We start from the raw sequence: 12,499 nt of genomic DNA, 5'->3' as shown, positions 1-12,499 counted from the left end.
GGCGTGCGGCCGGCGCAGGCCCGGCCGCGCCCGGCCGGTCCCCTCGGGACGGCGGCAGCCCTGGGTCCCGTCGCACGGCGGCCCCTGGCCTCAGGTCTTCGACTTGTAGCCGCGGCCCCACTGGAGGCCCCAGCCGTACAGGCGGTCCAGTTCGGCCTGGAAGCCGTAGACGAAGCGGACCTCGCGGCGGACCACGAGCTCGCCCTTGGTGTTGTCGACGGTGAACACGGCGCAGGAGCGGGCCTGCGGGGCGTCCTCGTCGAGCTCGATCTCGATGGTCGGGCCGCTGCTCGGGTAGAGCGTGACCTTGGCCTGGGTGCGGTCGAAGGCGGGCGTCTGGTCGTAGATGTAGACGAAGAACAGCAGGCGCTTGATCTCGTCCCGGTGGTCGAGGTTGACGAAGATCGTCTCGCCGGATCCGGAGCCGAACCGGTCGTCGCCGCTGAGTTTCACGTACGGCGGCTCGTTCAGCTCGCCGTAGAAGGCGCCGAGCGGCTGCACCACGCCCTTGCTGCCGTCGGCCAGCTCGTACAGGCAGCCCAGGTCGAGGTCGACGTTGACCATGCCCTGGGTGTGGGCCATGACCTCCTCGGGCTTGAAGAGCCGGGAGGGGTGGCGCAGCAGGCTCGTGGACTGGCGGCGGCGGTCCTCGATGTCGGAGGTGCGCATCCGCCAGGAGAGGTTGACCCGGAGGTTGCCGGTGGCGGCGCCCTGCTTGGTGAGGGAGACCGTCGGGCGGCGTCTGGTCAGGTCGATGGAACCGCCGCCGTCGGGCGAGGCGAACGGCTCGCCCCGGCCCGGAAACAGATTGTCGAAGAAGCCCACGGCTCCGCACCCCCCACGCTCGGTCCACCCCTGTCCTGCGCCGCGCTCGCTCGCACTCGCGCACGCCCGCACGCCCGCACGCCCGCGCGCCACGGTCGTACGCCGTGCTCGTGCGCCTCGCTCACACGCCGCGGGGCGGCCGGGTGCTCCCGGCCGCCCCGCAGTGAAGCGTTCCTCGTTGCCGGGGTCGTCACACCCCGACGGCCCGAGGTGTCACACCCCGGACGTCACTTCGGTCTTGTCGCCCGAGGCGTCAGCTTTTCCCTCGGCCGCCGCCAGTGCCTTGTTGCGGCGGACGGAGGACCAGAAGGACCAGGCGATCAGCGCGACGCCGATACCGCCGGTGATGATCTCGGGGATCTCGTACTGGATCGTGATCATGAGGACCACGGCCAGGGCGCCGATCGCGTAGTGGGCGCCGTGCTCCAGGTAGACGTAGTCGTCGAGCGTGCCCTGGCGGACCAGGTAGACCGTCAGCGAACGGACGTACATGGCGCCGACGCCGAGGCCGAGGGCCATCAGGACGATGTCGTTGGTGATGGCGAAGGCGCCGATGACGCCGTCGAAGGAGAACGACGCGTCGAGGACTTCCAGGTAGAGGAACATGAAGAAGGCGGCCTTGCCGGCGAGCTGGACCGCCGAAACCTTCTTGCCGCTGCGCTTGGCCTCTTCCTCGGCCTCGTGCTCGCGCTCCTCTTCCTCCTCCAGCTTGTTCTCGAAGAAGCCGGAGAGACCGCCGACGACGAGGTAGGTGATGAGGCCGGCGACGCCGGAGATGAGCACCGTCTGCGCCTTGTCGATGTGCGCGCCGCCGTGCTGGTGGGCGTGGGTCGCGAAGGTCATCGAGGTGATCAGCAGGACGACCAGCGCGATGCAGACCGACAGCATGTCGATCTTGCCGAGCTTGGCCAGCGGGCGCTCGAGCCAGCGCAGCCACTGGATGTCACGGTCCTCGAAGATGAAGTCGAGGAAGATCATCAACAGGAACATGCCACCGAAGGCGGCGATCGACGGGTGCGCGTCGGTGACGAGTTCCTGGTACTTGTCGGGCTGATTGAACGCCAGGTCGACGGCCTCGATCGGGCCGATCTTGGCGCTGATCGCGACGATCACGACGGGGAAGACCAGGCGCATGCCGAACACGGCGATCAGCACACCGATCGTGAGGAAGATCTTCTGCCAGAAGGCATTCATCTTCTTCAGGATTCCGGCGTTGACCACCGCGTTGTCGAAGGAGAGCGAGATCTCGAGGATGCAGAGGATCGCAACGACTCCGAATGCCTCCCACCCCCCGTAGATCACGCCGGCCACCAGGCCGAGCGCGGTGATCGCGAACGACCAGCCGAAGGTTTTCAGAACCACTGTCTACCTCATCGTGATAAGTACGCGGCTTTACGAAACGTTGACCCCGAAGTCTAGAGCGATGCCCCGGAGGCCGGACGCGTACCCCTGACCCACCGCCCGGAACTTCCATTCGCCGTTGTAGCGGTAGAGCTCGCCGAAGATCATCGCCGTCTCGGTGGAGGCGTCCTCGGAGAGGTCGTAGCGGGCGAGTTCCTGCCCGTCCGCCTGGTTCACCACGCGGATGAAGGCATTGCCGACCTGCCCGAATGTCTGACCGCGGTTGTCGGCCTCGTGAATGGAGACCGGAAAGATGATCTTGTCGCAGTGTGCCGGCACCCTGGTGAGGTCGACGATGAGCGACTCGTCGTCGCCGTCACCCTCGCCGGTGAGGTTGTCACCGGTGTGCTCGACGGAGCCCTCGGGGCTCTTGAGGTTGTTGTAGAAGACGAAGTACTCGTCGCCGAGCACCCGGCCCGACTGGCACAGCAGGGCGCTGGCGTCGAGGTCGAAGGGGGCTCCGGTGGTGGAGCGCGCGTCCCAGCCGAGACCCACGAGCACCTGGGTGAGGTTGGGTGCGGCCTTGGAGAGGGAGACGTTGCCTCCCTTGGCGAGCGTGACGCCCATGACGGTGATTCCTCCCCGGGGTTCTGCGAAGTGCGCGTTCACGCGCGTCGAGGCGCGTCCGGCGCCGCACGAAGGTGCGGCGCCGGGCGTGATGCGGTGCGTCGGCTCAGACGTTGACGCCGAAGTCCTGCGCGATGCCGCGCAGGCCCGAGGCGTAGCCCTGGCCGACGGCGCGGAACTTCCACTCCGCGCCGTGCCGGTACAGCTCGCCGAAGACCATGGCGGTCTCGGTCGAGGCGTCCTCGGAGAGGTCGTACCGCGCGATCTCGGCGCCGCCGGCCTGGTTCACGACGCGGATGAACGCGTTGCGGACCTGGCCGAAGGACTGCTGGCGGTTCTCGGCGTCGTAGATCGACACCGGGAAGACGATCTTGGTGACGTCGGCGGGGACGGCGGCCAGGTTCACCTTGACCTGCTCGTCGTCGCCCTCGCCCTCGCCGGTGAGGTTGTCACCGGTGTGCTCGACGGAGCCGTCGGCGCTCTTCAGGTTGTTGAAGAAGACGAAGTCCTGGTCGTTGCGGACCTTGCCCGCCTCGTTCACCAGGATGGCGCTGGCGTCGAGGTCGAAGTCCGTACCGGTGGTGGTGCGGACGTCCCAGCCCAGACCGACGGTGACGGCGGTCAGGCCAGGGGCCTCCTTGGTCAGCGAGACGTTGCCGCCCTTGCTGAGGCTGACTCCCACGAGTCCCTCCATTGGTTTCCAGGGGCAGCGCCCCCAGTCGTGCGTTGGCATCGGATCAACGACTGGATCCTAGTGACGGGTTCCCAGTCGAAACAGACGTTTCGCCCGAGTGTTGGCGGGCGATCGCCCTGGACGGGGCCTCAGAGGGCCGCCAGGGCCTTGCCGTACTCGTCGGTGTCGCGGGCGTCCGGGAGGGCGTTGACGACGGACCAGCGGACCGTGCCGGCCTTGTCGACGACGAAGGTGCCGCGCACCGCGCAGCCCTTGTCCTCGTCGAGGACGCCGTACGCGCGGGACACCTCGCCGTGCGGCCAGAAGTCGGAGAGCAGCGGGAACTCCAGGTCCTCCTGCTCGCCGAAGACGCGCAGGGTGTGGATGGAGTCGTTGGAGACGGCGAGCAGCTGGGTGTCGTCGTTGACGAACTCGTCGAGGCGGTCGCGCAGCGCGCGGAGCTCGCCGGTGCACACACCGGTGAAGGCGAAGGGGTAGAAGAACAGCAGGACGTTCTTCGCGCCGCGGAACGAGGACAGCCGCACGGCCCGGCCGTGGTTGTCCTTGAGCTCGAAGTCGGGGGCCTCGGCGCCGATCTCGATCGCCATCGCGTACGCATCCCTTCTCCGGCGGCCCGTCCCTTGGGCCGGAACGGTGAAACCCACCCTACGGGCCCCGGGGGCGGGCCTGGGCTCCGGGCCGGCGCGCCGGACGCGCGGGAGGGCGTGCGCATGCGCGGGAGCCCCCGCCGGGGTCCGGCGGGGGCTCCTGCGCAGCGTAGGGGGATCAGCGCTTCGGAGTGCCGAGTCGGGTGCCGACCCAGTCCTTGGCGACGCTGATGCTCTTGGTCTGGGAGAGACCGGCGGTCTGCGCGGCATCGTTGATGTCGCTCGGCTCGATGTAGCCGTCGCGGCCCGTCTTCGGGCTCAGCAGCCAGATCTGGCCGCCGTCCTCCAGAAGACCGATGGAGTCCACCAGGGCGTCGGTGAGGTCTCCGTCCTCGTCGCGGAACCACAGCAGCACGACGTCGGCGACGTCGTCGTAGTCCTCGTCCACGAGTTCCTGGCCGATGAGGGACTCGATGCCTTCACGGAGATCGAAGTCGACGTCGTCGTCGTAGCCGATCTCCTGGACCACCTGTCCGGGCTCGAACCCCAGCCTCGCTGCCGGGTTGGTCCGCTCCTCCGCGTGGTCCGCGGTCGCGCTCACGGCTTGCCTCCTGCTCATGTATCGGAAAATGCCTCGCCACGCGCGGGCGCGTGACGCTGGCCGTAGTCCACACGTGCCGGGGCGGATCGCGCAAGTACCCGGCCGATGAGACCGCCGAAACGGTGACGTTTGGGGCCGTCTCGCCGCAACTTCCGGCGAGCGTCCGTCGCGCTCCGTGACGAGGTGCTCACTCTTCGCCCCGCTTTGTGGGTGTCTGCGGCTTCAGTCTGCCGAACGTATGGACGGAACGCATGCGCGGGATGAGCGTAAGGTTGCGATTTGACCGGACAAGGACCGGACAGGGCACCCCGCGAGGGTTACCGCTCGGTAAAGATGACGTTTGCCGTCGGCGGGGTACACGATGAACATCCCGGCCCCAGCGGGGTCTCCGTTCCGCTGGGCTCCACCGACCAAGCGAAGGAACAGCGTGGCTTCCGCATCCGATCGCAACCCGATCATCATTGGCGGTCTTCCCAGCCAGGTCCCGGATTTCGACCCGGAAGAGACCCGGGAATGGCTCGACTCCCTGGACGCCGCCGTCGACGAGCGGGGCCGGGAGCGCGCCCGCTACCTCATGCTGCGGCTGATCGAGCGGGCCCGCGAGAAGCGGGTGGCCGTGCCCGAGATGCGCAGCACGGACTACGTCAACACCATCGCCACCAAGGACGAGCCCTTCTTCCCCGGCAACGAGGAGATCGAGCGCAAGGTCCTGAACGCCACCCGCTGGAACGCGGCCGTCATGGTCTCTCGCGCCCAGCGCCCGGGCATCGGTGTCGGCGGCCACATCGCCACCTTCGCCTCCTCCGCCTCGCTGTACGACGTCGGCTTCAACCACTTCTTCCGCGGCAAGGACGAGGGCGACGGCGGCGACCAGATCTTCTTCCAGGGCCACGCCTCCCCCGGCATCTACGCCCGTGCCTTCCTCCTCGACCGGCTGGACGAGGCGCAGCTCGACGCCTTCCGCCAGGAGAAGTCGAGGGCCCCGCACGGTCTGTCCTCCTATCCGCACCCGCGGCTGATGCCGGACTTCTGGGAGTTCCCCACGGTGTCGATGGGCCTCGGTCCGCTCGGCGCGATCTTCCAGGCCCGGATGAACCGCTACATGGAGGCCCGCGGCATCGCCGACACCTCCAAGTCCCATGTGTGGGCCTTCCTCGGCGACGGCGAGATGGACGAGCCGGAGTCGCTGGGCCAGCTGACCCTCGCGGCCCGTGAGAACCTCGACAACCTCACCTTCGTCGTCAACTGCAACCTGCAGCGCCTGGACGGGCCGGTGCGCGGCAACGGCAAGGTCATCCAGGAGCTGGAGTCGGTCTTCCGGGGCGCCGGCTGGAACGTCATCAAGCTGATCTGGGACCGCTCCTGGGACCCGCTGCTCGCGCAGGACCGCGACGGCATCCTCGTCAACAAGATGAACACCACGCCGGACGGGCAGTTCCAGACGTACGCGACGGAGACCGGCGCCTACATCCGCGACCACTTCTTCGGCGACGACCAGCGACTGCGGGCCATGGTCGAGAACATGACCGACGACCAGGTCCTGCACCTGGGCCGCGGCGGCCACGACCACAGGAAGATCTTCGCGGCGTTCTCCGCGGCCAAGGCCCACAAGGGCCAGCCGACGGTGATCCTCGCCAAGACCGTCAAGGGCTGGACGCTCGGCCCCAACTTCGAGGGCCGCAACGCCACCCACCAGATGAAGAAGCTGACGGTCGACGACCTCAAGCGCTTCCGTGACCGGCTGCACATCCCGATCACGGACAAGCAGCTGGAGGAGGGCCTGCCGCCGTACTACCACCCGGGCCGGAACTCCGAGGAGATCCAGTACATGCACGACCGCCGCAAGGCGCTCGGCGGGTACGTGCCCACCCGTGTGGTCCGCGCCAAGCCGCTGGTGCTGCCCGACGACACGACCTACGCGGCCGTGAAGAAGGGCTCCGGCCAGCAGTCCATCGCCACCACGATGGCCTTCGTCCGGCTGCTCAAGGACCTGATGCGGGACAAGGAGATCGGCCGGCGCTTCGTGCTCATCGCGCCCGACGAGTACCGCACCTTCGGCATGGACTCGTTCTTCCCGAGCGCCAAGATCTACAACCCGCTCGGCCAGCAGTACGAGGCCGTGGACCGCGAACTGCTCCTCGCGTACAAGGAGTCCCCGACCGGTCAGATGCTGCACGACGGCATCTCCGAGGCGGGCTGCACCGCCTCGCTGATCGCCGCCGGGTCCGCGTACGCCACGCACGGCGAACCGCTCATCCCGGTCTACGTCTTCTACTCGATGTTCGGTTTCCAGCGCACCGGCGACCAGTTCTGGCAGATGGCCGACCAGCTCGCCCGCGGCTTCGTGCTCGGCGCCACCGCCGGCCGCACGACGCTCACCGGCGAGGGCCTCCAGCACGCCGACGGCCACTCGCACCTGCTGGCCTCCACCAACCCGGGGTGCGTCGCGTACGACCCGGCCTTCGGCTTCGAGATCGCGCACATCGTCCAGGACGGTCTGCGCCGCATGTACGGCCCCGAGGCCGAGGACGTCTTCTACTACCTCTCGGTCTACAACGAGCCGATCCAGCACCCGGCCGAGCCGGCGGACGTGGACGTGGAGGGCATCCTCAAGGGCATCCACCTCTACCGGAAGGGCGAGGCCGGCGCGGTCCCCGCGCAGATCATGGCCTCCGGCGTCGGCGTGCCGTGGGCCCTGGAGGCCCAGCGGATCCTCGCCGAGGAGTGGAACGTCCGCGCGGACGTCTGGTCCGCCACGTCCTGGAACGAGCTGCGCCGCGAGGCCGTGTCCGTCGAGGAGCACAACCTGCTCCACCCGGACGAGGAGCAGCGCGTCCCGTACGTGACGCGCAAGCTGCAGGCCGCCCAGGGTCCGTTCGTGGCGGTCTCCGACTGGATGCGCTCGGTGCCGGACCAGATCTCCCGCTGGGTGCCGGGCCGCTACACCTCGCTCGGTGCGGACGGCTTCGGCTTCGCGGACACGCGCGGCGCGGCCCGCCGCTTCTTCCACATCGACGCCCAGTCGATCGTCCTCGCGGTCCTCACCGAACTGGCCAAGGACGGCAAGATCGACCGCTCGGCCCTGAAGCAGGCCGTGGACCGCTACCAGCTGCTCGACGTCGCGGCCGCCGACCCCGGAGCCGCGGGCGGCGACGCGTAGGGCGCGCAGCGCTCGCGGCCCCTGGTGAGGGCGGTGGGACCGAGGACGGTCCCACCGCCCTCCGGCGTCCCCGGGCCGGCTCTCCCCGGCCCCTCATCTCTCCCAGATCTTGAACGCCCGCACCTGGTACGGCGTCTGCGGCGCCCAGGTGCCGCGCCCCGGGTAGGTCTCGAACTCGCCGGTCTCCGCGCACTCCGCGGATTGGTACGTGGTGACCGGCCGGCCGGTCCGGTTGGCGAGTGCCTGGGCGCTCGTGCCGGCCGGCAGGGCGACACAGCTCTCGATGTCGACCGCGGACAGCTCGTACGCCTGCGCCCGGCCCTTGAAGTCGGCCTTGGGCCACAGACACAGCTGGCCCGGGCCGCAGGCCCCGAGCGTCGTGCCCCTCGGTGCGGCCGCCTCGGCCGGAACCGCGAGGAGCGCGGCCAGCACCACTCCGGCGGCGAGCACGGACTTCGACAGCGTCGTCTTCGTGAACATCCTGGTGAACCCCCGTTTCGTCACTCTCTGTAATCAAAAGCATGGCGAAGAGATCCGACCAACGGAAGAGGGGCCGCCCCCGTTCACGCGAACGGGTGACGGCCCCCTACGGGAACCCTGACGGAGGACCGGCAGACCACCGGCAGACCGTCAGCAGACCAACGCCAGACCACCGGCAGACCGCCCACCGACCACCGGCAGACCGCCGGCGGACCACCGGCAGACCGCCGGCAGACCGCCGGCAGACCGCCGGCAGACCGCCGGCAGACCAACGTAAGAGACCGGCGGCGGACTCAGATGTGGGCCGCGCCCGCGCCCGCCTCCGCGTTCTCACCGCGCTTGGTGAGCGTGGCGACCAGCGCCGCCACGACGGCCACGACACCGGCGACGGTGAAGGCGAGGCCCATGCCGTCCATGAACGTGTCGTGGATGACCTTGCCGATGGTCTGGAACAGCTCCGGCGTCATGCCGGGCGCCTTGGCCAGCTCCGGCGGCACCATGCCGAACTCGGCCGCCTGCTCCAGGCGCGGGTCGGCGGGCACCGGGATGCCGGCGGCCTTCCAGTTCTCGTCGAAGGCGCTCGCCACCTTCGACGACATGACCGCGCCGAGGACCGCCGTACCGAGCGCGCCGCCGACCTGCATCGCGGCCTGCTGCAGACCGCCGGCGACGCCGGACAGCTCCAGCGGGGCGTTGCCGACGATGACCTCGGTGGCGCCGACCATGACCGGGGCCAGGCCCAGGCCGAGCAGCGCGAACCAGAGGGACATCGCGAGGCCGCCCGTGCCGGCGGTGAGGGTGAGCATGCCGAACATGGCGGCGGCCGTGCAGACCATGCCGCCGACCAGCGGGACCCGCGGGCCGAACCTGGTGATCAGCGCGCCCGCCAGCGGCGAGGAGACGATCATCATGCCCGTCAGCGGCAGCAGCGCGAGACCGCTGTCGACCGGGCTGAGTCCCTTCACGCCCTGGAGGTAGAAGGTCACGAAGAACAGGCCGCCCATGAAGGCGAAGGCCATCAGGACCATGAGGACCACACCGGCCGAGAGCGGCACGGAGCGGAACATCTTCAGCGGGATGAGCGGCTCCTTGACCCGGGTCTCCCACAGGGCGAAGAGCGCGAAGAGGACGACGGCGCCGGCCAGGCAGCCCCAGGTGTTGGCGCTCGTCCAGCCCCAGGACTCGCCGGCCTTGATGATGCCCCAGATCAGGGCGCCCATCGCGGCGGACAGCAGCACGATGCCGAGGACGTCGAAGGAGCGCGGGGCGTTCTCGGCGCGGTGGTCCTTGAGGATCACCAGGCCGAGGACCAGCGCGAGGACGCCGACGGGCACGTTGATGAAGAAGACGGACTGCCAGCTCTGGTGCTCGACGAGCAGACCGCCGACGATCGGGCCGCCGGCCGTGGAGGCGCCGATGACCATGCCCCAGATGCCGATGGCCATGTTGAGCTGCTCGGCCGGGAAGGTGGCGCGCAGCAGGCCGAGGGCGGCGGGCATCAGCAGGGCGCCGAAGAGGCCCTGGAGCACGCGGAAGGCGATCACGAGGCCGATGGAGCCGGACAGGCCGATCGCGGCGGAGGCGAGGGCGAAGCCGGCGATGCCGATGAGGAAGGTCTGCCGGTGGCCGAAGCGGTCACCGAGCTTGCCGGCGGTGATCAGCGCGACGGCGAGCGCGAGCAGATAGCCGTTGGTGATCCACTGGACCTCGGCGAGCGAGGCCTGGAGGTCCTCCTTGATGGCGGGGTTGGCGATCGCGACGATCGTGCCGTCGAGCGCGACCATCATCACGCCCGCGGCGACGGCGAACAGGGTCAGCCACGGGTGGCCGCGCAGTCCCTTCCCCGGGGCCGTCTCCGGCGGTCGGCCGCCGCCCCCCTGACCCTGCGGGGCCTTTTCCACGGTGATCTGACTAGTCATGCGAAGGAGGCTAGTGTCAGTCACTGACAATTGACAAAGCGATTCACGCGCCGGTAACTGTCACGTAGCTCACAGGTACCCTGAGCCGGACGAACCGGCGGAAAAGCAGCGGGAAGAGGGCCCGACATGACCGTTCCCGGTCTGCGCGAGCGCAAGAAGCAGCGCACCCGTGACGCGCTGGTCAGGGTCGCTCTCGAACTGTTCACCACACAGGGTTTCGACCGCACCACGGTCGACGAGATCGCCGACGCCGTCGACGTCTCCCAGCGGACCTTCTTCCGCTACTTCGCCACCAAGGAGGACGTGGCCTTCGCCGTCCAGCAGATGGTGGAGGAACGATTCGTACGGGCTCTCGCCGAACGGCCCGCCGAAGAGGGGCCGCTCGACGCGATGCGCAACGCCGTCCTGGGCTCCTGGGACACCATCGGCGAGGCGATCGTCGAGGTGGTGCCCGTCGACCTCCATCTGCGCACCTACCAGATGATCGAGTCGACGCCGGCCCTCCTCGCCGCCCATCTGCGCCGCTCCACGGAGATGGAGGAGACCCTCGCGCAACTGATCGCCGAGCGCGAGGGCGTCGACGTGGACGAGGACCCGCGCCCCCGGATCGCGGTCGCCGCGTTCAGTGGCGTGATGCGGGTGACCGGACAGCTGTGGGGCCGCAGCGAGAACCCCACCCTGGAATCCATCCGTGCCCTCACCGAGCATTACCTGGACCACCTGGCCCCGGCCCTGGAGCCGCACTGGCGTTCCTGAACGTCAACACCCGCCCGCAACTCCCCGCACGGCGGCGCGCGAACGCCCCGCCCCGCGCTCCCCGCACAACGACCCGCACCCTCGCCCGCGCTCCCCGCACAGCGGCCCATGCTCTCGCCCGCGCTCCCCGTACAACGACCCGCGCCCTCGCCCGCCCCGCGCTCCCGGACCACGACCCCACGCTCCTTGTACGCCCGCGCGCACGTACCGTAGCGTCACCCCTCACCGCCAAGTGATCCGCGTCACTCGCCGTCCGGGCCTGCCCCGCCGCCCCCTAGGGTGGCGGCCGATGCCTTCCTTCGATTCCTCCCCCACCCTCACCGCCTGGCGGATGCTGCTCGCGCTCGCCGTGGTGTTCGTGCTCCTGGCGACGACCGGGTGGACCACGATCCGGCATCAGCGCCCGCCGGGGCAGTCGCGGGAGGAGGCGCTCGCCGCGTGGACGCACGCCCGGGCGGGCCACCGCGCGCTGCCCGACCCGAAGGCGCCCGCCCGGACGATCGCCGCGTTCTTCGCCGCGATCGGCCCCGCGCAGGGCGCCCGGCTCGCCGACACCCACCCTCTCGTCGTCGGCAACCTCAACGGCGTCCCCCTCCGCCTGCGCTACCGCGCCAACCGGCAGTCCCTGGCCCGCGCCCTGGCCGCCGAGCGCGGGCGGGTGGACGATCCGCGGCTCACCGCGGCCGGCCGGCACGAGGCCGTGCGCCGGGTGCACCGCTTCACCAGCCTGATGCGGCCGGACCGGCAGATCCTCGCCTTCGACCCGACGGGCACGGGCCGGACCGCGGAGGTGCTCGGCGACCTGGACCGGGCCCGGCGGATCTCGGTGATCGTGCCCGGCGTCGACACCAACCTGCTGACCTTCCAGAAGACCGCCCGCCGCTACTCGGCGCCCGCCGGCATGGCCGAGGCCCTGCACGCCGCCGAGCGCCGGGCCGACCCCGCCGCCCGTACCGCTGTCATCGCCTGGGCCGACTACACCGCGCCGGTCGGCGTCGGCATCGACGCCGCCATCGGGCGGCTGGCCGAGAACGGCGCCGTGCGGCTCGTCGGCCTGACCGCCGCCCTGCCCGGCGACGCCCGCGTCACCCTCTTCTGCCACAGCTACGGCTCCGTGCTGTGCGGCGTCGCCGCGCCCCGGCTGCCCGACCGGGTCACCGACCTGGTGGTGGCCGGCAGCCCCGGCATGCGGGCCGAACGGGCCGCCGACCTCGGCACCCGGGCCCGGATCTGGGCCATGCGGGACGCCGACGACTGGATCGCGGACGTGCCCCACATGGAGCTCGGCGGGGTCGGCCACGGCGCCGACCCGGTGGCGCCGGAGTTCGGCGCGCGGCTGCTCTTGGCGGACGGCGCCGCAGGGCACGCCGGCTACTTCGAGCCGGGTACGAGCAGCCTGCGGAACTTCGCCGCGATAGGGGTCGGCGCGTACGACCGTGTGACCTGCGCGAGCGCAGAGAGCGCTTGCCTCAGCGGAATTTCCGGCGGCACCACCGTCTGACGCGCGTA

11 protein-coding genes are annotated in these 12,499 nt (G+C 70.0%); 3 read left to right on the top strand and 8 right to left on the bottom strand.

All coding sequences use genetic code 11. From position 1 onward, the window contains the following. Window positions 1-90: 90 nt before the first annotated feature. The 6 genes from ESG85_RS16770 to ESG85_RS16745 all read right to left on the bottom strand — a co-directional run bounded on the left by ESG85_RS16770 (window position 91) and on the right by ESG85_RS16745 (window position 4,675). A complete protein-coding gene (locus tag ESG85_RS16770; protein ID WP_128980077.1) occupies window positions 91-825 on the bottom strand; it encodes a TerD family protein in 735 nt (244 codons plus the stop codon). Window positions 826-1,038: 213 nt separating this feature from the next. After that, a complete protein-coding gene (locus tag ESG85_RS16765) occupies window positions 1,039-2,187 on the bottom strand; it encodes a DUF475 domain-containing protein (RefSeq protein ID WP_128980075.1) in 1,149 nt (382 codons plus the stop codon). A gap of 30 nt (window positions 2,188-2,217) precedes the next feature. Beyond that, the gene (locus ESG85_RS16760) at window positions 2,218-2,793 is read right to left on the bottom strand and encodes a TerD family protein (RefSeq protein WP_128980073.1); all 576 of its coding nucleotides are present in this window, start codon (window positions 2,791-2,793) and stop codon (window positions 2,218-2,220) included. Between the two features lie 106 nt (window positions 2,794-2,899). Beyond that, a complete protein-coding gene (locus ESG85_RS16755) occupies window positions 2,900-3,475 on the bottom strand; it encodes a TerD family protein (protein ID WP_128980071.1) in 576 nt (191 codons plus the stop codon). 140 nt (window positions 3,476-3,615) lie between these two features. Beyond that, window positions 3,616-4,074 (bottom strand): peroxiredoxin, encoded by a 459-nt coding sequence (locus tag ESG85_RS16750; protein ID WP_128980069.1) that lies wholly within the window; start codon window positions 4,072-4,074, stop codon window positions 3,616-3,618. 178 nt (window positions 4,075-4,252) lie between these two features. Then, a complete protein-coding gene (locus ESG85_RS16745; RefSeq protein ID WP_128980067.1) occupies window positions 4,253-4,675 on the bottom strand; it encodes a DUF3052 domain-containing protein in 423 nt (140 codons plus the stop codon). Window positions 4,676-5,102: 427 nt separating this feature from the next. Here ESG85_RS16745 and aceE point away from each other — a divergent pair, with 427 nt between their 5' ends. Continuing rightward, a complete protein-coding gene (gene aceE / locus ESG85_RS16740) occupies window positions 5,103-7,835 on the top strand; it encodes a pyruvate dehydrogenase (acetyl-transferring), homodimeric type (protein ID WP_128980065.1) in 2,733 nt (910 codons plus the stop codon). Window positions 7,836-7,928: 93 nt separating this feature from the next. On the opposite strand, the gene ESG85_RS16735 is transcribed toward aceE, so the two are convergent. Together ESG85_RS16735 and ESG85_RS16730 are read right to left on the bottom strand one after the other, a co-directional pair. Next, window positions 7,929-8,315, bottom strand: coding sequence for a peptidase inhibitor family I36 protein (locus ESG85_RS16735; RefSeq protein WP_128980063.1), 387 nt, complete (start codon window positions 8,313-8,315; stop codon window positions 7,929-7,931). A 293-nt stretch (window positions 8,316-8,608) separates the two neighbouring features. Next, window positions 8,609-10,102 carry an MFS transporter gene (locus tag ESG85_RS16730; RefSeq protein WP_425471245.1) on the bottom strand — a complete coding sequence of 498 codons (1,494 nt, stop codon included), beginning with the start codon at window positions 10,100-10,102 and terminating at the stop codon, window positions 8,609-8,611. Between the two features lie 258 nt (window positions 10,103-10,360). Between ESG85_RS16730 and ESG85_RS16725 the strand changes: the two genes are divergently transcribed. Both ESG85_RS16725 and ESG85_RS16720 read left to right on the top strand, forming a co-directional pair. Further along, window positions 10,361-10,990 (top strand): TetR family transcriptional regulator, encoded by a 630-nt coding sequence (locus tag ESG85_RS16725; RefSeq protein WP_128980059.1) that lies wholly within the window; start codon window positions 10,361-10,363, stop codon window positions 10,988-10,990. A 289-nt stretch (window positions 10,991-11,279) separates the two neighbouring features. Beyond that, window positions 11,280-12,491 carry an alpha/beta hydrolase gene (locus ESG85_RS16720; RefSeq protein WP_128980057.1) on the top strand — a complete coding sequence of 404 codons (1,212 nt, stop codon included), beginning with the start codon at window positions 11,280-11,282 and terminating at the stop codon, window positions 12,489-12,491. The last annotated feature ends 8 nt before the right edge of the window (window positions 12,492-12,499 follow it).

The organism is Streptomyces roseicoloratus, assembly GCF_004117935.1.
GTDB lineage: Bacteria > Actinomycetota > Actinomycetes > Streptomycetales > Streptomycetaceae > Streptomyces > Streptomyces roseicoloratus.
Note: the sequence above shows the minus strand (reverse complement) of the source record. Positions and strands in the feature narration are given on the sequence as shown.